The following is a 22,166-nucleotide window of genomic DNA, read 5'->3' as shown; positions in this document are numbered from 1 at the left end:
TCTGGTATAATTAATAGTACGTTCAAAATTTTTAATTAAGCCAGGAGGAGATATTGTGGACTTTAGTATCGATTTAGATAAACAACTCTGTTTCCAAGTATCTAGAACCCACCAGTTATATAATAAGTTATACCAAAAACCATTAAAGCAATTTAATTTAACTTACGTTCAATACATTACTTTATTGACCCTTTGGAAAAAAGATGGCGTAACCGTTAATACGTTAAGCAAGGAGCTTGATTTAACTAACGGGACTTTAACCCCACTGTTAAAACGCTTAGAAAAAGCAGGTTGGATCACTAGAAAACGCGATCGACAAGATGAAAGACGTCTGATCGTATCGCTTACTCCACACGGCCAAGAGCTACAGGGTAAAATTACCAATTGTACAGAAATGTGCCTAAATGAGATGGGCTACACTAACGAAGAATTCAAAAAAGCGCTCAAGAACGTCCAAGACATTCAAAACCGCCTACAAACCGCAATTGATAATCAAGAATAAATAAAAAAGTTCCCCACTGAGGGAGCTTTTTTTTGTCCCCTTTTTAACCTTTTTCCGTACTATTTCAGAATTTAATACAAATTCATTCGTTTTTAGGGTAGAATAGAAAGTGTTAAGTTTTATTTTTTAGTTTTTATCGACTTGACTAAATAATGGGTCTTCTTGTAAGATACTATTACAATTTTTAAAAATCTTTAAAGAAGGTGTAAATGTGTCAGAAAAGAACGAAGAACTAGAACGTAAGTTAGCTCCTCGTCATATGCAAATGATTGCCCTTGGTGGAACGATCGGGGTCGGACTATTTATGGGGGCTTCCTCCACGATCAATTGGACCGGTCCTTCAGTATTGTTAGATTACGCATTGGCGGGGGTCTTCTTATACCTCATCATGCGTGCACTGGGTGAAATGCTTTATGTGCACCCAGTTACTGGGGCATTTTCTCAATTCGCGACCCTCTATATGCATCCCGTATTCGGATACTTAACCGCTTGGAGTAATATCTTCCAGTGGGTATTAGTCGGAATGAGTGAAGTGATCGCGATTGGTACCTATTGTCACTTCTGGTGGCCAAACCTCCCTGGGTGGGTCCCTGGAGTGATCGCCATCGTCAGTTTATGTTTAGCGAACCTCTTCTCCGTGAAGTCATTTGGAGAACTTGAATACTGGTTCGCATTGATCAAGGTCGTTACGATCGTCTTAATGATCGTAGCCGGCCTAGGGGTCATCATCTTTGGGTTCGGCCACAACGGTCACCCAGTTGGAATTAGTAACCTTTGGAAGAACGGTTTCTTCGCTGGTGGAATCAAGGGCTTCTTGTTCGCCCTCGCCATCGTATTGGGTTCTTATCAAGGGGTTGAATTAATTGGGGTAACAGCTGGTGAAGCCGATAACCCTAAGAAGTCAATCGTTGAAGCAATTCAATCTACGATCGGTCGGATCTTGATCTTCTATATCGGAGCAATCTTCGTGATCGTTTCCATCTACCCATGGGACAAGATCGGGACGTTAGGTTCACCATTCGTGTTGACCTTCTCCAAGCTTGGAATCACCGCTGCTGCTGGAATCATTAACTTCGTGGTCTTGACCGCTGCGCTTTCTGGTTCTAACTCCGCGATCTACAGTTCCAGTCGGATGACCTACCTGCTTTCAAAGGAAGGCAAGTTACCTAAGAAGTTCTTGGAACTCACTAAGAGCGGGGTGCCATTGTACACCGTCTTGGCCGTTTCAGCCGGAATCTTCGTTGGGGTCATCTTGAACGTCGTCTTACCACTATTCGTTAAGAACGCATCGGACATTTTCGTGTTGGTATACAGTTCTAGTATCCTTCCTGGGATGGTCCCATGGTTCGTGATCCTAGTGAGTGAAATGCGGTTCAGAAAGTTGCATCCAGAAGAACTAGAAGGCCATCCATTCCAGATGCCTTGGTCTCCATACACTAATTACATCACCCTCTTCGTGTTGTTCGTCACTTTGATCTTCATGGTGATCAACAGCGATACGCGAGTACCAGTAATTATCGGTGCGATCTTCTTAGCCGTAATGACAATCATTTACTTTGCTAAGTACAACCAAAGCGATTTAGAACAACGGCGTAAGAATCAAGGAAAAGAAATTTTTGATAAATAAATAATTCAAACAGCGTCCCTGCTTAGCCAGGGGCGTTTTTTTATTCATCCTTGACAAATGAACAGTTGTTCATTAATATTGTACTGTTGACTTTATTTGAGGAAGTGTTTAGTTGTGTCAGAAAAAGATTCAAATTTAAAGCGGGGCCTCGCACCCCGCCATATGCAAATGATTGCGTTAGGAGGAACAATCGGGGTCGGCCTGTTCATGGGTTCATCATCTACGATTGGTTGGACAGGACCATCCGTATTGATCGACTACGCGATTGCAGGAATTTTTCTATACTTAATCATGCGTTCGCTCGGTGAAATGCTCTATGTTCACCCCGTAACTGGATCATTCGCCCAATTTGCGAACCAGTACATGCACCCCGTTTTCGGATACCTAACCGCTTGGAGCAATATTTTCCAATACATTGTCGTTGGAATGAGTGAAGTGATTGCGATTGGGACCTATTGTAAATTCTGGTGGCCAGGATTACCTGGTTGGATTCCAGGATTGATCGCCATTATCTCACTAGCGGTTGCGAACCTAATTTCCGTTAAGGCCTTTGGGGAACTCGAATACTGGTTCGCCATGATCAAGGTCGTTACGATCGTCTTAATGATCATTGCTGGACTGGGGGTCATCATCTTCGGGTTCGGCCATGGTGGTCATCCAGTCGGCATCAGTAACATTTGGAAGTACGGTTTCTTTACCGGTGGCATCAAGGGCTTCTTCTTTGCCCTCGCGATTGTATTGGGTTCGTATCAAGGAATTGAGTTGATCGGGGTCACTGCTGGTGAAGCCGCCAACCCTAAGAAATCATTGATCGAAGCGATTCAATCCACGATCGGTCGGATCTTGATCTTCTACATTGGAGCGATCTTTGTGATCCTTAGTATCTACCCTTGGGATAAGATCGGTGAAATTGGTTCACCATTCGTGGAAACCTTCGCTAAGCTCGGAATCACGGCTGCGGCTGGAATCATTAACTTTGTGGTCTTGACCGCTGCGCTTTCTGGTTCTAATTCTGGAATCTACAGTGCCAGTCGGATGACATTGCTACTCGCCGAAGACCACAAGTTGCCAAAGCGCTTCTTGAAGATTAACCGCCATGGAGTGCCATTCTATGCGGTCGGTGCAATTTCACTAGGAATCTTTGTTGGGGTCATCTTAAACTTCATCCTCCCAATTTTCTTCAAGAGTGCTGGTGAAATCTTCGTAATGGTCTATAGTTCGAGTGTGCTCCCTGGAATGGTGCCTTGGTTCGTCATCTTGATCAGCCAAATTCGGTTCAGAAGGTTGCACCCCGAAGAAATGAAGGGCCATCCATTTAAGATGCCCCTTTCTCCATATACGAATTACATCACGATTTTCTTCTTGATCTTAACGCTTATTTTCATGTTCTTTAACGATGCAACGCGGGTCCCATTGATCATCGGGATCATATTCTTAGCCATCATGACGATTATCTACTTTGCGAAATACAACCAAAGTGATATTGAAAAAGCCAAAAAGAGCAGTGATGATCTATACTAAATAAAAAGCTGATGTTACTCATTTGAGTAGCATCAGCTTTTTTAGTTATTTTAATTCTTTGAGTTCCTTTTCGTAACCATCGACCATCACTAATGAATCTTGATCCTGGTGGTTTTCAAACTTACGGTGAAGCTTGGCAACAAAGAGTTCGATGTAATACCCGACTGACATTTCCTGATGAAAATGATCCTTAGCAGCAGCCCGTTCGGTTGCAAAATCAGCCAGGTAATCATCGATCAAGTGTTCCAAATATTGATCATAAGGTTCTTCCGCATCGTAAGTATCCGAATCTGGATGATAGGAACGATACTTAGCAACGTAAATCCCCTGATTTTCGGATTTATATTGACTTTGATAGAGTAAGTCACGGAGTTGCTTTTGCGAAACGTCGATCGCACGTTGGGCCAAAACATTTTCAGCAATCCCACTATCAGCTACTTCTACGATTCTTAAGTTCTTCGCCATTATTTTTCCTCCCTGGGGTGCGGATTCGTGGAGTTCCAACGCAATTCTGGCACCCGCCACATAATTAATACTAACACGGTTAATAACATCGCAGCGTTAAAAATGAACACGCCACCATAGTCAAAGACGTTTGAGATAATCCCACCAATCATTGAACCAATAACGGCACCGAGCGCTTGGGCCGCTTGATTCAAACTAAAGACCATTCCCGTCAAGGAACTAGGCGTTTCCTTGGCTAACATCGTTTGGATCGTTGGGTAAACAGCGGCATTGGCAGCCCCCACTAAGAACCGTAAGATTCCTAAAATGACCACGCTCGTCGTGAACGCCTGGGGGAAATATAACAGACCAGAGAATACGATTCCCAGTATCAAGACGCGGTGCGTGCCGTGGTTATCACCCAAGCGGCCCCAGATTGAGGAAGTCATGAACATCGAAATTCCGGGTAGAGAGGCAATCAATCCAGCCACGATTGTTACTGGGCCTTGATTATGCATCAATTGTTTGACCAATAAACTAATGATCGGATAAATCGAAAACAGTCCCGCTTGAATAATTACCGTTGCTAATAACATCCAAATCACAAAACGGGGTTTAGGAAAGCCCTTCAATAGGTGAATATCGAACAACGCGGTTTTAGCTCTTTCTGGATCGGGTTTGAAAGTTTCCTTGACCATGAACCAGGTAATAAAAAACGAAATCAATAGCAATCCCGCCGTAATAAAGAAGGTAATCCGAATGTTAAAAATACGGGCCAAGATTCCACCTAAGATCGGACCGATCAGATTACCACCGACATACCCCGTCGTGATGATCCCCATCGCGTACCCAGCGTGTTCCTTGGGCGTTTCGGTCGCAACTAGTGCGGTCGAATTCGGAATCACCCCTGCAAAGAACCCCTGCAAGACCCGCAGTAAGACTAATTGCCAAACGCTGGTGACTAGCCCCATTAACCCGAGCGTCACCGCCGATCCCAAGGCAGTCTGTAACACCATGTGCTTGCGGCCGTGGCGATCAGCAAAGCGGCCCCAGATCGGTGCGGTGATCATGACCACCACAAAGGAGGCCGCATACACGAGTCCACTTAGTAAAGATAGCTGCCCCTTTGAATAGTGGCCCAGGTCACTAACGTACAACGACAGAAATGGAATGACCTCACTAAATCCCATCCCATCAATGAAGGTACCGAACCACAGTACCCACAAATTCTTTTTCCAAGACTCAGACTGAGACATCTGAATAATAACAACTCTTTTCTAAATTATTTATTAATTATCATAATTTTTATTATAGCATATTCAAATTCTGAATCAGTTAAAAAGCGGCGTTGTTTTAAAACAACCCCGCTTTTTAATATGGATTAAATAAATTTCACAAATTTCTTGTTACTGGTTAGATATTGGCCATGGCCGACGTATAGCCGCGTCATGCCCTTGTATTTAACCACCCGTTTTACATGGACCTTAGCACCCGAATGGTAGTAGCGTTGTTGATCGTTCTTAAAACCAGGGGTCCGATGTAGCCGCGCCCCCGTTTTAGCAATCACTTGAACGGTCTTACTATGCGCCTTTGCCATTTCAGCGCTGGTGTAATATGCATTTACAACGTAGCGTTGATCAGTCGTCAAATAGCCGAACGTTAAAGTCCCGCCAAGGTGGGTTTTGACAAAGTAGCGAATCAAGCCGCTCTTAGACATTGCGATTCGAACGACCTTGAATTCATGGACTTGGTTTTGGGGATGTTTAGCGTATCGCTTCACCCGATTAGCCTTTGCAAAGTTGGCCGCACTGTGAACGTAAACCATTTTACGATTATAGATATAAAGCGGATGCTTTTTCAAATTAGCGTTAAACGCCAGTAAGTAACCGTAAATATACCCAGCGGATTGTTTCTGCAACGTCTTCTTTGCAATCGACCCCCGCTTAACGGCAGCCCGTTTGCCTGATTTAACAGCCTGTTCATAGGCCTGTTTTCCAACTTGGTATGATCTTTGATAATCAGATTGGTAGACCATCGAAAGCCCAGTAAAGTCAGTTCTGGCAGTCTTACCATTAAAGGCATCTTGATATCCCTGATAACCACCCATGTAGGTAGGTTGTTGTAAATAATCAGTATCGATCTTGAGTTTGGCCTGGGCATCTGCCAAGCCTTCAAAGTAATAATCTTTTGCAGCCGCCGCCTTAGCAGCATTCGTCTGATCGAACACGATCTTGGCAGCTAAAACGATCGTTTGATAATCACTAGCCGCCCGTGCAGCTGCGGAAGCGGCAATCTGATTTTGATCATAGATGGTCTGGTTCGCATGCTCTAACCTGTTGTTAGCAGACGCCGCCTTAGCAGCCGCACTACTAGCAACCGAGGTATACATCCGTCCGTTCACATAGTCACCACTGGCAAACGCAACTGATGCCGCTAAGTTAGCACTATTCGCAGTCGAATTCGCATCCGTGACGGTAACGTAAGCCCCGTTGGCCACTAACACTGCGTTGCTAGCCGCCACCGCAGCAGAACTGGCGATTTGATTAGCAAGCCCCGCATCGGAATAAGCACTGGCAATCATCGCAGCTGCTGAACTGGCTGCCGTTGCGTAACTACTAAACGCTGGAACGTTATTGTACTGACTGGCAATGCTCAAGACTTGGCCAACCAGTTGTTGAGCAGAACTAGCGGGTAGATAAGTTAAAGCGGTGCTGGAACTAGTGGCGAGTGCATAACTGCTGGCCAAGTTAAAGTTGGCACTCGCAGTTGTAATCCCATTGGTAGCATCATAACGATCATCGGTGGCACTATTTGCATATGGTTGCGCCTCGTTCGAAAGCGTCGTTACCCAGATTGCCATGGAAGCCGCACTTTTTGCAACACTGGCATCTAAACTGACGGTGTAAGAAGCAGCTGCCGCAGCCGCCGATGCAGAATTAGCAACGCTGGTGGCTGAACTAGCCGATAATTGGGCCTGATTCCCATTGTCAACGTAACTTTGCGTCAGCCGACTGATCGCAGCTGCACTACTGTTATAAGCATTCGCCTGGTCGTATTGCCCAGCATTCGCAGCTAGGGAGGCCAGTGTTGCATAGCTCAGTGCCGATTGCACGTAGTTGCTTGCAACGCTGTAGTTAGAATCAGCCAAGGAGTTCGCAGCAAGCGCAGCGGCACTCGCCTGCACAGCAGTACTATTGGCGCTAACGATTTCAGAGGTCGGCTCGATTGCATCCTTAGCAGCCGAGACAGCAATGCTAGCGTACAGTTGGGCATTGCTATTCAAGCGATGGGCAGCAGCGACACTACTAGTTAACACGGTCGCACTTGATGCAATCGTATTGTTGGCCTGCGCTTCACTAATTTGACCACTCGTGACATTTACGTCCGAATCAGCAGTCAGACTGAATGCAGCAGCGCTGCTGGCGTATTGAGCAGCCAGGCTGAGTTGCTGATTAGCAAGCGATGCATTCGAGTTGGCAACGCTATTGATTGCAGCCTGAACAGCTGCAATCGATTGAGCGGCTGCAACGACTGAATTAGCAGCCGTTACTAATGATTGCGTAGCAAGGACATCATTTGCCGCCCGCACCGAAGCACTCGCAGCCGCACTGATCAACCCAGCAGCAGTTTGTGAAGCAGCGTTCGCAGATGCAATCATCGTTGCAATGTTTGCAACCTGGTCTGCAGCCTGGGCGTTGGCATTAAATGCCGCTGATTCATCCCCAGCGTTCGCAAATTGTTGCGCCGCCATTGCATAACTATTCGCTAGGCTCGCAAGGCTCTGCGCCCCCTGCCCAGCAACACTAGCAGCAATCACTGCCGCATCAGCAGACTGTTTTAAAGCTTGCGCCTGGGCGTTCGCTAGGTCAGCATCAGCACTTGCATAACTAGCAGCTGCGGCAATCGAATTTGCACTGTGCAACTCTTGGTTCAGCAAGCGGTTGTTAGCAGCACTTTGGGCAATTGCACTCGTCGTGTTGGCCGCACTGATGACTGCGTTGTTAAGCACACCTGCAGTCTGATCGGAAACACTGGTCTGACTTGCGTAAGCATCAACTAGGCTAGCATTGGCATTAACACTGCTATTTGGTTGCAACGCAATTGCGGCACTGCTAACAGCAGCACTCATCGTTGCAATTGCGGCACTATTTTGCTGATCATTGTTCTGGGCCGCCGCTTGGGCCGCCGCATTAGCACTTAGGGCCTGACTAGCAGCCGTATTGGCAATCGTAGTATCCGATTGGGCTTGACTGAAAGCTTCGTTCGCATCACTAGTCGCAATGCTGGCAACCACGGATGCACTGGCAGCAAATGATTCTGCACTCGTTGCACCATCAGCGAAACTAGCGGCAGCATCCTTAGCAGCCGAACGTTGTGAAACCGTCAGTTGGGAATCGGCGGCAGCAAACGCTGCACTAGAAGCAGCAAGATAGGCTGAAGAAGCAGCAGCATTAGCACTCGTAATTACCGTAGCTGCAGCGTTCACCACTTGAGTCGCACTAGATACGACTCCACTAGCAACGGCAACATCAGAACGTGCCGCTGAAGCGGTCTGGAATGCAGCCTGGGCAATTGAGTTGGCGTTGCTAATAATTGAGTTTTTAGGATGGGCACTAACGAGCGATTGGATTGAGATTACCGCCCCGCTTACTTGCGATAGACCATCGTTAACGGTGGCTTGCGCTTGGCTAACTGCATTGGCATCGATAGTGACCTGATTTGAATCAGCACTAACGCTATCCAAATGATCGACGACTGCCGATGAAGCAGCTGATGCACGCTTGCGACTTTGATCTGCGTCATACTTAGCAGCTTGTGACTGGGCGTTTTGCGCATTTGAGTACGCCACGGAGGCCGCGTTGCTAACGATCAACTGGTTGTCATTCACTTGGTTAGCAGCCGCCATTGCAGCCGCCATCGCACTCGCCGTTAGTGAATCGGCAGATTGCGTTTGCATATCAAAGTCAGCTGCTGCCAACGCTGCGGAACGGGCCAAATTAATGTAGTGATCAGCCATTGAACTGGCCCCCAAAACAGCTGCAGACGAAGCCTGACTAGCATAACTGCTAGCCACCGCCACAGCACTTGAGGTTGCTGAACGTGCAGCAGTCGCATTAGCAGACGCAGCTATCGCATTAGATAGTGCAGCCAAGGCATTCGTTTTCGCCGCAATTGCATTGCTGCGCGCCTTTTGAGCAACACTGGTCGCTTGCGCAGCGATCGCAACGTTGCTTTTTAGATTTGCAGCGGTGGCTGGATCGTTAATCCCCTCAGAGGCAGTGATACTAGCGGCAACACTAGATGCTAAGACCGTATCAGCAGCCTGTGAATCAACTAGTGAGGCTTTTGAAATGATAACTTCAGCGAGCGAACCCGCAAACGCAGCATCATTAGAAGTAGTATCAGTGTTATTGCCCGCTGATGAATGTGCGGCGTTGGCATCGCTATCGGTTGCAGCTGCGGAGCTGGCAATCGAACTGGCTTCACTAGTTTGAATCGTTTGTAGATTGTAAGCCTGACTTAGGGCGTTAGCAGCATCACTAGCGGTGTTAAAGGCCTGTGCTGCAATCGAAGCTGCAATTTGTGCCCGTTGATCAGCAGAATTAGCGGCAACCGTCGCAGTCGATACCTCAGCTGCAACAGAGATGGCAGCTTGCATGGCGGAACTGGCATTCACAGCATCCTGCACAGCAGCACTAGCATAACGATTCCCGTCTGGATAATCATTTGCTAAGTACGCAGCCGCAGCCGCCGAACTATTGAAGTGTGCATTCGATGCTGCTTGATGGGCCAGGGAATTTTGATAACTAGCGGCGTTACTGCCATCGTTAGCAACCTGCTTGGCTGCTTGGGCCTGTTGATTAGCAACTAAGGCATCAAAAGCTGCGCTGCTAGCCGTTTGACTAGCTGAATCGAGCTGTGCTGCAGCCGACTGAATAACGGCATTGCTGGAGTTAGCAGTCACTACCTTTCCTGCAGCACTGACCATTTCATTAATGGCCGTATTAGAATCACTGGCAACGCTAGTAGCAGCATTCGTCTTACTTGCAGCACGGCTGACTTGCGCCACGTCAGCGTTAATCGAACGAACAATCGTATCGGTAGCAGCAGCGATACTTGGAGCCACTTGATTGGCACTGCTTGCCGCTGCATTCCCGTTCGCAACCGCAGTCGCATTCGATGCAGCCACCTTAGTGACTACCTGCATTGCGGATGTAGCATCGGCAACGGCCTGACTGGCCACCGCTTCGTTGCTAACCGCCCGAACGGTAGCGGATGCAGCGCGGGTTTGGGCCTCAGAAACAGCACTGGCTGCCTGGGAAGCCACGATTACTTGAGCAGCAGCTTTAGAAGCATTCAATGATGCTAAGACTGCAAATGAAGTTGCCTCTGAAACGTTGCCGGTCTGACTAGCAATCGTCGCTTGATCAGAAGCAGAAATGGCTAGTGCGGAATAACTATTGGCAGCTTGACTAGCGGAATCGGCAGCGGATTTAGCAACGGTAGCAATACTAGCAGCACTATAAGCAGCCTGGGAAGCAACCAACGCATCACTAGCGGCACTGGCAGCCTGTTGGGCAGCGGAATTCACCTGCCGTTCAGCAGCAGCCACTGCTGAATCATTGGGCTGGCTAGTCGCAATGCTAGCAACTAGGCTGGCGTCCAGTGCAGCGGTATTGGCAAAGCTACTCCCCGCATCATTTGCAACACTGGCACTATCGGATTGAGCACTAATTTCAGCACTCCCACTGGCAATCGCACCACTAGCGGCGTTAATCGCACTAACCGCACTGGCAGCTATTGGTTGGGCAGCAGCGGCGGAACTCACCGCCCGTGAATCGGCCTGCGCAACTGAGTTTGCCAGGCTAATCATCAACGTTGCAACTAGTGAATTAGCATTTTCAACGGTCGTCTTCGCTGTTAACGCCGTTTGGGCCGCAATCGTTGCTTGTTGAGCAGCACTGACCGCAGCAAAGACATCAGATGACCCTGATGCTGCGGCGTTCGAAGCATCGTTGACCGCCGAACTAGCGAGGCTGGCACTGATCAATGCATTGGATTTGTCCCCCTGTTGAGCATAACTGCTGGCGGTAGCGGCATAACTTTGCGCGGCAACAGAAGCTAGGCTGGCAGCTTGTAATTGGCTCGCCACTTGACTAGCAATAATGCTGGCACTAACGCTAGCGGCACTGGCAGCTTGGGCGGCAGTCGAACCAGCTGCTGAGGCTTGAGCAGCCACGCTTGCGGCTGAGTTCGCACTATTCACAACGGCCACTGCGCTTTCGTCCGTCCGATTATTGTTAAAAATACTATCGATCACGGCAGAATTACTGGTCAAACTAGCAAGGGGATTAGCAATCGCCGCAGAACTAGCAGCGGCACTAGCGGCGTTAACAGCAGCGGAAGTGCGAATTGGTCCAACACTCTCAACTGCCGCGCTGGTCATTTGAACGTATTGACTAGCATTATCAGCATTCACCTGGGCGCTATCAGCGATTGCAATTGCCTGACTTGCGATCAACGCATTCGATTGGGCGACAGCAGCAGCAGCGGCAGCTGAAATCGCAAGCGATGAATCCACCTGCGCCCGTTGAACAGCTGAATTAGCGAGGCTATTAGCAACGACCGCATTTGACTGGGCCACAGAAGCCGCCTGATCAGCAGCAATCGCATTCGCAGCTGCAGCAGAAGTCGCCTGTGAGGCTGTTGCATCGAATGGCACTACACTGGAGGCACTTCTAGCAACTGCATTCGCTGAATCAGCCGCACTGAGGGCCGCTTGAGCACTAACGTTGGCGCTTTGGGCTGCATCCAGTTCAGCATTGGCCTGCAAGGTGGCTATCGAAGCATCGGTCGTCGCTGATTGAGCAGCAAATGCGGCCTGACTCGCAATGCCGCTAATAAACGCAAGTGCTGAATTAGTAGCATTCTTATTAGCGAGCGAATTGATAACGTTAGTGGCACTAATTGCTTGTTGGTTAGTGGTTTGCGTATTTTGATTGATTTGATCAGCGTTAGCAGCTGCTTGAGAAGTCGCCTTTACGATCGCAGCGACACCATCAGCCGTATTTGAAGTCGCAACAGCAGCGTTGCTGGCCCGAATCGAGTTCAATAAGCCATTGAACGTGGCCGCTCTAGATTGAGCATCGTTGGCAGCCGAACTGCTAATGATAACCGCATTCGAAGCATTAACGCTTGCACTGGTGGCAGAAACGACCGCTTGACTCATGGTAACACTAGCTTGATCAGCCTGACTAAGTGCGTCGGCAGCAACATTAGCAGCACTATTGGCAACGGCGGCTTGACTAGCAGCCACTACTTCAGCGGAAGCAGCAGCCTGCGTATCACCATCGTTGGCGGCATTCCTAGCCACTGAAGCAGCATCCCCCGCCAGTGAATCAGCAGTACTAGCTGTCGCATGCGCCTGTTTTGCTACACTATTGGCGCTAGCTGCAACCACACTAGCAGCGTTAAATGTCGAATTCGCAGCGCTCACTACGTCATTCGCACTATTAGCTGCAGCGCGTGCAGATGCTGCCACTTGGGCATCACTATTAATTTCAGAATCATTGCCATGGTTATCTAAGGCTGCTAATGAAGCTGCAATCGAAATGGCAGCAATCGCGGAATCATTAGCACTGTTCACCACCGCAATTGATGCAATCGCACTAGCCATTGTCGGCGCTGCACTAATGGCAGTCGATTGTTCAACGGCCGTTTGACTGGCGTTGGAATCCGTAATCGAACTAGCTACCGAAGCCCGCTTAGCATCCAGATCAGCTTGATCCGCATAGTGATTGGCAATGCTAACCGCCGTACTAGCGCTACTAAGTGCCGTGGTGGCGTTCAAAGCAGCGGTCGAAGCAACGACTGAGGCGGATTCAGCAACGGAAGCGGCGCTGGACGCACTCGATACTGCATTCGCAGCACTCACCGCAGCTGACTGGGCATTAATAACGGCCGCATCAGCATCTTGAGCGGCCTTAACTGCTTGTCGAACCGCTTGATCACCAGCCCCGTATTGACTGTTGGCATATGCAGACGAAGCTAACTGCTTTGCGGTTTCCGCAGCAGCAACGGCCGAAGCGGCGACTGAGCTTTGTTGATTAGCATTGGTCATAGCAGCGTCAGCCATGGAAGCGGCACTCACCGCGGCTTGATTAGCGGCATTAGCAACAACCGAAGCAGAAGTGGCGACCGCAGTTGCTGATGTGGCAACGTTAACAGCGGATGAGACCAGCGGGTTGACTGGGTATTGACTAGCCAGCTGTGCTAATTGGTTATTGGCACTGTTCGCTAGTGATGCACTCCCGTAAGCCCCACCGCTTGCAGAATTAGCAATTTGAGCATCCCGATCAGCAGTGTTATCGCTAATGCGGCCCTGTTGATTAATTGTTTCAATCGAGGCTGCATCTTGATGTGCTTGAGCAGCGGCACTAGTTGCCTGACTATTCCCAGCACTAGCGGTAGCGGCATTTCCGATGTTGATCTGGTTCAAACGGTTGGCTAACTGATCAGCAGCCACCGCAATCGAATTGTAATCGGCAGCCACTTGGTTCGCACTAGTGGCGATCTGATTGGCAGAATTGGCAACGGCATTGGCGCTGTCAGCAACACTCGCAACGCTCACTAACGCAACCCCAAATGAAGCGACCCGTGCAGCAATGCTAGCGGCAACACTCGCGGCACTGGTAGCCAGTGCGCCATTATCAATGCTGGCAGCACCACTTTCCACCTGTTTAGCAGATGCATAATCGGATTGGGCGTTCGACATATCAGCAGTAATGCTATTTACAGCATTCACAGCAGAATTAGTCGTAAACGTGGCACTCGCTGCAACCGCAAACGTGGCGGTCGCTACAACGGCCGCCGAACTCGCAATCATTGCGGCCGAGTTAGCCCGACTGGCAGCAGAACTAATGGCAGAATCATTGGAATTTAAAACCGCAAGACTAGCTGCATCTTGGGCTGCCAGATAGGCATTGTTAGCTGCAGAACTCGCAAGCGAATTGGTCGCACTAGCAGCGTTAGTGGCAGCACTCGCCGTTTGCAAATCGCCATTCACCTGTGATTGGGCACTAGTGGAGACACTGGATCCACCAGCAATTACGTTTCCAGCAGAAGCGGTGGTCGCATTCGCACTTGCAATGGTATTGGCAACGGCAGCTAGGGCTTGATTGGCCGCAGCGATTGCTTCTACGGCAGCGTTAGAAGCAATTGCTTGATCAGAGGCTGCTTGTAGTGCTGCACTCGTAGCCTGTTGCGCCGCATTGTTCGCAGCGTTAGAAGCAGCTACGGCGTTATTGACTGCATCGGCAGCAGCAGCAGCCGCTACATTAGCTGATGATAATAATTGAATGGCATCGGTCCCACTAGCACCAGCCGCTAAACTAGCTGCTGAGTTAGCTTGTGACACGGCGCTGGCTGCGATGCTAGCTGCATTCAGCGCCCCCTTAGCAGCTTGAGCAGCCGCATTTTGTGCAACGACCGCAGCAGAACTAGCGTTGGTAGCATCAGCCGATAGCGAAATTGCGGCCGAATTAGCTGATGACACAACGAAGCTTGCGCTCGCAACGGATGAATCGCTAGAGTTATTGGTAGCCAGCGAGTTGACTTGATTCATTGCGGAACTGACCTGAGCGCTAGCGCTGCCTGCTTGCAGCGATGAAAGTTTCGCCTGACTGGCCTTCAACGATGCATCACTGGCGTTATTAGCAGCTGAACTGGCGGCTTGATTAGCAACGATCGAGTTGACGGTTGCAAAAGCAGCGCCAACGGTTGCATTTGCACTGGCGACACTATCAGCGGCGGTTTGAGCTTGCGCAGATGCCTGTTGTGCGGCTTGATAAGCTAAATTCGCATCCCCATTCACTTGGGCAGCCACGATCGCAGCTTGACTAGCGATCACGGCCTGTTGACTGGCAGCAGCGGCAGCACTACTAGCGGCATTTCGATCCCCGGTTGCAACGGCTTGACTAGCGGCCACAGAAGCATCACGAGCGGATTGGGCAGCCACGCTCGCAGTGTGATTAGCACTAGCAGCTACCATATTATCCGAATCAACACGCACCTTAGCCGATTGCGCAGCGCTGTTAGCAACTGAGACTAACGAATTGGCAACGCTGACCGCAGCATTCGCAGCACTGGCGGTCGATGCATAACTAGCAAGGACCGATAAATTGAGGTTGTTTTTGGCAATCGACTGGGTCAAACTGTTAACATTAGAGGCAAACTGCGAACCGTTCTGGACTGCAACTTGGCTGGCCAAAACGCTAGCGGCAATCGAATCGACATCGTTGGCATAGGAAGATGTGTTAATAGCGTTCGAATCACCATTCACTGACCCCGTGTATGCAATCGAAGCTTGTGCAGAGGCATTGTTCGCAATTGAAGTCGCTGTACTAGCAGCACTGTTAAAGCCAGAACCAGCGTTCAAGTTCGCAGAAGCAACCGCAGCGGCAGAAGAGGCGATCACAGCGGCATTCTGCGCAATCAACGAGGCCGTTTGTTGAGCAGCTGCCGCACTATTTGCTGCTATTGCTGCTTGACTGGCGATTGTATTGACACTGGTAGCGCTATCGGCAGCCGTACTGGCAATAACGACCTGTTGACTGGCAACAACGGCGGCTTCACTCGCCGCATTCGAATCCCCTAACGCTGCATCACTAGCTGCAACCACGGAGGCCGAACTGGCAATGCTTGCCGCAGTGCTTGCAACGACGGCTGCACTACTAGCAACGATTCTGGCACTATCAGCCTGGTTCTTAGCCGATTGAGCAACACTATTGGCAACGACGGCAGCGCTAGCAGCGGATGCAGCAGAAGTAGCCGCACTTTGAGCGACTTGATTAGCGGAAATCACAGCCGCATTACTTGGATTGGCGCTAACGTAATTAGATGTATCGTTAGCATATGCGGAAGCCGTGTTCGCATCACTAATGGTCGTGGTGGTGTTGGACGCAACCGAAGAAGCGATCGCACTAATCGAATTAGCACGTGATGCGGTGTTGGCGGCATCGGAAGCCCCGTTGGACTGCCCAGACGCAGCGCTTGAAGCAACACTGGCATCACTATTGGTGGCAATTACGGCCGAGCTAGCAGTCGAATTGGCATTACTACCGATCTGGACGTTCGCAGTGGCAACCTTAGCAGCATTACTAGCATTCACCGCCGCAGCAGAAATTGCATTTGACGCACTTTGCGCTTGAACTACAGCGCTTGAGGCCTTAGCAACTGCATCATCTGCGGATTGACTGTTAGTTTGCGCATTTTGATTATCAATGGCGGCTTGACTCCCAGCAGCTTTGGCGATTGCATCGGCACTCTTAGCTACATCGACCATCCCGGCCGCTGCAGCACTTCCAGCTACCTGTGCAGCACTACTGGCGATTGCAGCTTGACTACTAGCAGCATTAGCGTAAACAGCTGCAGCTTGTGCATACGAACCCGCAGCGACACTGGCAGTGCTAGCGGTCGTTGATGAAACAGTCGCATCGGCACTGGCTTGAGCTGCAACCACGGACGCGGAATTAATGACTCCTAACGCTGATGCAACAATACTATTACTTGAATTACTCGATTTTAAATCGTTAACAACGGCACTAGCGGTGTTAATGATCGGCAATGAATCACTTGCTTGACTCGACGATAAGCTAGCGGCCTTAGAAAAGACCCCCGCATTGGTTGAAGCTTGATCCGCACCGCTGTTAGCATTTGATACCGCATTCATGGCAGCAGCAGCATCGCGAGCGGCTTGACTGGCGATTTGACCAGCATCATCAGCAGCGCTACTTCCCCCGTTGACGATTTTAACCACGGATCCGCTAGAAATTACAATCGCTGCACTGGCGGAATCAGCAGCGGCTTGTGCACTCGTTGCATTAGAAAGAGCGGCACTTTCTGCACTGGCAGCAGAGTCAGCTGCAGAATTAGCGCTAATCGCATTCTGGGCAGCACTACTGGCGATGTTGGCGGTCGCACTGGCTAAACTAGCAGCACTAGATGCCAGACTTTGGTCCCCTTGATCAGCAGCACTCTTGGCAGCAGCTGACGCAGATGTAACAATGATCATTGCTGAACTAGCGATTGAGTTAGCCAGCGAGGCGGTCGAATTAGCCGATGAGAGATCCACGCGTGCCGATTGGGCTGTACTATTGGCAACGGAAGCACTTTGGGCCGCCGTACTAGCCACTGCCGCCTCAGAACTAGCAGCCTGGGCAGCACTTGCGATTGAGGAATTGCCGCTATTTAGCGCGGCGATCGATTGCACCGTGCTATTATTTTGACTTGCACTATTTGCAACCTGGGAAGCAGCAGTACTAGCATCAGTGGTCCCATCAACAGCAGCGTTGGCAGAACTCAATCGAGCATTAGCTGTGCTGGCAGCATTCGTGGCAGCATTGGAGGCCGATGCCATCGTATCACTAGCGATTGCTGCAGTACTGCTAGCTAAACTACTGGCAATCGAATTAACAACCACGGCGGCACTCGCTGTAGCATCAGCAGCATTGCTAGCAGCCTTACTATTGGCGGCAACCACCGATTCCGCAGCACTAGCAGATTGATAAGCAATAACGGCAGCAGAGTTAAACTGCTGAATCTGACTAGTGGCTGATTGCACGATTGCATTCTCGGACGCAACGGACGCGATCGCTGCAGCCGCACTCGCTGAATCGCCAGCTTGGGCATAGCTTTGGGCAAGACTGGCTTGAACGCTTGCTTGCGACGCTGCTGAGTCAGCGACCTGCGAAACCGCTCTGGCGCTACTGATCTGGGCATCCGCAGTTGATTTGGCAACCTGGGCCATTGAATTAGCACTGGAACCAGCAGCAACGGCCGATGAGACTAAAACAGCGGCAGCCTCGGCCTTCGAGCGTTCACTTTGAATGGCAGAGTTAGCTGGGTAGAGATTGGCAATGCTGGTAACCGTAGCCGAAAATGAATTATTACTGTTATTTGCAGCAATAATTCCGTTATTTTCATTATTCGCCGTTGACGCGTTGGCATCAGTGCCATTAGCCATTGATGAAACGCTTGAAATAATTATGTAATTATAAGAATTATTCAACGTCGAAGCCGCAATTGAAGCGGCACTTTCGTCAACGATTGCCCGTTGAGCGGCTAGCATTCCAGCTGAATTGATTTGATTGACACTAGTTGAATATTGAGTTGCCAAAGAAGCCGCCATCGAAGCATTTTGGGCGGCTACGGACGCGGTCGCATTAATTGCTGATTGATCACTCTTAGTCGAAGCACTACCGAACGCAAGCGAAGCATTCGCAGCGATCACCGCGTAATAACTAGCATTGGCAGCCTGCACGTTCGCAGATGCTAATAGGGCCTGCACGGCACTAGACGCCGAACTAGCGATCGATGATTGATTTTTAGCGTCGACACTGTAAGCGTTGATAGCAGATGCCGTTGATGATACCGCTGCAGAATAACTAGGGTTCAACATGGCACTGCTGTCAGCGGCAAGGCTCTGCACGGCGGTGGAATTATTAGCAACTACCACTGAGGCGGAGGATGCCATGGCAGAATAATCCTGACCAGAACCAGTTGTTAAAGCAACGGAACTAGCGGCTAAAGAGGCCGCATTACTGAAGACCGCAGCATCACTAGCTGGAATGGCGGTATTGTTCGGGACCACGATGTTATCAGTAATCGTCCCACTGTTGGTAGAATTACCATTCACGACCGCTGCAGTGGCGGGATTATGCGTCACGTTTTGCGTGATCATCGAATTACCGCTGTTCTTAATTTCGATACTGTTATTAGTCACTTCAAACTGTGCCGTAACGATTACGTCAGTGGGAATCGCGGTCGTGGCGTTCAATGAAGTATAGAATTGGTAGGTATACGAACCATCGCCAACCTTAGTGAAGGCTCCCGTGGGGATGGCAACGGTGTAAGCATTGCGGTAGTCAGTATCCTGGCCGTTCCCGACTGCTTGGTTCGATTCGATCATCCCGTTCGCATCGGTAATAAAGCCAGCCGAATTCGTTGGCTTTTCATCGATGCCGTTCGTACTGACCCGCACGTAGACGTAGTTATTCTTAATATCGGAATCACTAACGTTGTTCAAAATTAAATTCGCGGTGACCCCGTACTTGGTCTTAGCGGTCGCATCTTGGTACAACGCTGGGGTACTGTTCAAGAAAACAGTTGGCACGGCGTTGAACGCTAGGTACTTGGAAGTGTAGTTATTAAAGTTAGAAATGTTCGGGTCGTAGATTGCCTTCCCGGATTGATCCCAAATACTGATCGTATTCGTTCCAGTCCCTGGATAACCAATCGCAACCAGGTATTGGGCATTGGCATCCCGTTGGTTATCGACCTGGCCGATTACGGAATAGGCGTTGATCGGCGTCGTGTTAAAGAAACGCCCAGCGCCAATCGCACTTTGGTCGTTATTTAGCCCGACCTTACTTAAGATCACGTTTTGCCCTGGGTTATTGATCAACACGGTCCCTGAGTTATTCAGCAACGTCAATCCCGAATTGGTATTGGCCCCATCGGCGTAGATGATTAAATTCCCACGGTTTTGCACGTTTAATAAACCACCGTTGGCAATCGTGACCAAATCGGCGTTAAAGCTGTTGGCACTATTGGTCGCATGGGCGGTCAACGTTCCTCCATTTTGGATGCTGACGTTTCCTTGGATCCAAGTTGGATTATTATCAATCGGATTGTAATTATAGATCGAGTTAAAACTGCCCCCGTCGATCACGAGGCTGCCCCCTTGATTAACGGCGATCGAATCGGCACCGCTATCACCAGGCACGACCGTTAAGTTGGCGTCTTTGTTGATCGTCAAATTTCCGTTTACGAGCAAACCACGGTCCCCACCGTTACCTGCATCTTCACCACCACGACCATGGGGCACTAGATACATATTAGAACCCTGGTCCATCACTAAGTTGCCACCTAATTCAATGTTATTCCCCATTTGGGTCACACCATAGTAGTATGAATTCGGCAACAGTTCCATATTGGTAACCTGGAGGTTTTGTTGGTTATTATTTTGGGTCGTAAAGTTCTTATTGAACGGACTGGTGTAGCTCCCCTCACTGATGACACTGACTCCACCGTCGATGTAGAGGTTCGGTAGCTTATTACCAAAGAATAACTGCGAGCCCTCATAATTAATATTGCGGTACGTCAAACTCCCGGACGTTGAGTTCCAGAGGTTGATCGGCCCGTAAACGTTGTAGCCATACATTTTGGCAAAGTTTTCAATCGTTAAACTGCCAACATTATAGGGATTATGGTGCATTTGTTGCCAATCTACAATGTGATTTTGCCCGTTGACGATCATGTTCATGTTGCTACCATAGGCGGTGTTACTCCCAGAAGAAGTGTAGTTATAATCATTGGTGAAGCGTAACTCACTATTGCCGTTAATGTAGCTACGGGCAAAATAGCTATCAATATTAGAAGTGGACGTATTATAGGTCACAAAGGCAATGTTTTGGTTGTTCACCTTATTGGCAACGTCATTCCAGCCGTAATTATAGGTCGTTGTTTGCCCACTGGGGACGCTGCTAACCGCAAAGTAATTCCCAGATTGTTCATTATTAATCGCATCGTTTGCACCCTTATAAGCTTGGATGTATGGATTATTTACGTTGGTAGTGGTGTTCAAGACGCTATAGGCACCATTGCCATCCGCACCGTTCCAACGCCCCGTTTCAGCATCGTAAGCTCCCTGCCGTGATAAAAAGTAATCAACGGCGTAATTATAAGCCACTAGTTGATCAGCCGCACTGGGAACGTAAGTAGTGGCACTGACCTCCCCACTGCTGGCCGGTTGAACGTTATTGCTCGAATTCGCTTCAGCGCTATCACTAGGTGAATTTAACACGACTGCAGAATTGCTGCGGTTAACGGAACCACTCGTAACGCTGGTTTGTTGGCCCAGCCCACCAGAACCATAAATCGGACTTCCAGATTGAGTCCCCGCAGAGGCATTTAGTGAGGAATAGGTGGTATAAGCATCGATCAAGGCGTTATAACCGTCGACATAATAAGTATTACTCGAGTTAAAGGTGCCAGCGGAATCGGCACTTTTCGGATCGTCAGGATGAATCGAGTTCCAGGCATTTACCGCCCCAGCATTCGTAGCATAGTAGGCTTGCACCCCATTGTTGAACGCACTAGTTCCAAAACTAGCTGATTGGCTGCTTTGCGTGGCTAAAGAAGCTGCGACAAACCCACTCTTAAAGTCGGTTTGGGAAGACTGAAAGGCCTGCACCCCACTGTTAAAATTAGCATCACCACTTGTCACACTGGTCTTATTCTGGGCCGCAAGTGAGGCCGCTGCATACCCACTACTGTAGGCTTGACTAGCGGTAAGCGAGCTGTCGGTGTCTTCTAATTCAATGCGGACGCTAACTTGATCACTATCGCTATTACTGGTACTACTTACAGAACTACTAGCTGATTGGCTAGCACTGGTTGAAGCTGCTGAGGGCTGGCTAGTGGTCGTAGAAGATGAGGTTGCTTCACTAGTGTCACTAGTGGATGAAGAAGCACTAAGCGCAGTTGATGTGCTGGGGGTAACATCACTGCTGGCAGAACTATCCGCACTCTTTTTAGATGATGCACTACTGGAAGCAGCGCTAGTTGAAGAAGAATTAGCGGCGCTGGCTGCACTGCTCGTTGCAAAGGTCCCACTAACGCTTATTGATTGATTGACATTGGCGCTGCTCGTAACAACACTAGTTGCAGTAGAACGATCCTCACTACTACTATTATTACTATCAGCATACGCAGTTTGCGCATGACTAAGCATCGCGTTCCCACCCAGCAACACGAACATTGAAATCGATACCACGATCCACTGCTTATTTACCTTGCGGAGCACCTTTTTATCATTAACCTTATTGAATTTGAATTTATTATAAAGCATCCTGATCCCCACCATCTAAAAATAATCATTTTAATATGTACCTTTAAAACATTTTAGCATTTATCTAATCTATTTTCTCACTTTTTAATTAACTGTAAACAAAAAAACTCCATGAACTCAGAATTAAATCTGAATTCATGGAGTTTTTAATTATGACACGG

At 49.0% G+C, this 22,166-nt stretch carries 6 protein-coding genes; 3 read left to right on the top strand and 3 right to left on the bottom strand.

The features are described 5' to 3' along the window. Window positions 1-55: 55 nt before the first annotated feature. The 3 genes from ACSVI6_RS01945 to ACSVI6_RS01935 all read left to right on the top strand — a co-directional run bounded on the left by ACSVI6_RS01945 (window position 56) and on the right by ACSVI6_RS01935 (window position 3,650). Window positions 56-502, top strand: coding sequence for a MarR family winged helix-turn-helix transcriptional regulator (locus ACSVI6_RS01945; RefSeq protein ID WP_491717046.1), 447 nt, complete (start codon window positions 56-58; stop codon window positions 500-502). 259 nt (window positions 503-761) lie between these two features. Continuing rightward, entirely contained in the window at window positions 762-2,129 is a 1,368-nt protein-coding gene (locus ACSVI6_RS01940) for an amino acid permease (RefSeq protein WP_491717275.1), read from the top strand. A gap of 162 nt (window positions 2,130-2,291) precedes the next feature. Next, on the top strand, window positions 2,292-3,650 hold the full coding sequence (locus ACSVI6_RS01935) for an amino acid permease (protein WP_491720120.1): 1,359 nt from the start codon (window positions 2,292-2,294) through the stop codon (window positions 3,648-3,650). Between the two features lie 45 nt (window positions 3,651-3,695). Here ACSVI6_RS01935 and ACSVI6_RS01930 read toward each other — a convergent pair whose 3' ends face one another. The 3 genes from ACSVI6_RS01930 to ACSVI6_RS01920 form a co-directional block, all read right to left on the bottom strand. Continuing rightward, a complete protein-coding gene (locus ACSVI6_RS01930; protein ID WP_491717045.1) occupies window positions 3,696-4,115 on the bottom strand; it encodes a hypothetical protein in 420 nt (139 codons plus the stop codon). Beyond that, on the bottom strand, window positions 4,115-5,350 hold the full coding sequence (locus ACSVI6_RS01925; RefSeq protein ID WP_491719952.1) for an MFS transporter: 1,236 nt from the start codon (window positions 5,348-5,350) through the stop codon (window positions 4,115-4,117). The genes ACSVI6_RS01930 and ACSVI6_RS01925 overlap by 1 nt, the downstream gene beginning before the upstream one ends. Window positions 5,351-5,475: 125 nt before the next feature. Further along, complete coding sequence (locus tag ACSVI6_RS01920) at window positions 5,476-22,005, bottom strand: DUF5776 domain-containing protein (RefSeq protein WP_491720849.1); 16,530 nt, start codon at window positions 22,003-22,005, stop codon at window positions 5,476-5,478. Window positions 22,006-22,166 lie beyond the last annotated feature (161 nt).

The organism is Nicoliella sp. ESL1106 (assembly GCF_058509965.1).
Note: the sequence above shows the minus strand (reverse complement) of the source record. Positions and strands in the feature narration are given on the sequence as shown.

What these genes read in the sequence shown, in the direction of transcription:
- ACSVI6_RS01920 (WP_491720849.1), bottom strand. Translation starts at nt 22,005, where the DNA reads ATGCTTTATAATAAATTCAAATTCAATAAGGTTAATGATAAAAAGGTG.
- ACSVI6_RS01935 (WP_491720120.1), top strand. Translation starts at nt 2,292, where the DNA reads ATGCAAATGATTGCGTTAGGAGGAACAATCGGGGTCGGCCTGTTCATG.
- ACSVI6_RS01925 (WP_491719952.1), bottom strand. Translation starts at nt 5,350, where the DNA reads ATGTCTCAGTCTGAGTCTTGGAAAAAGAATTTGTGGGTACTGTGGTTC.
- ACSVI6_RS01930 (WP_491717045.1), bottom strand. Translation starts at nt 4,115, where the DNA reads ATGGCGAAGAACTTAAGAATCGTAGAAGTAGCTGATAGTGGGATTGCT.
- ACSVI6_RS01940 (WP_491717275.1), top strand. Translation starts at nt 762, where the DNA reads ATGCAAATGATTGCCCTTGGTGGAACGATCGGGGTCGGACTATTTATG.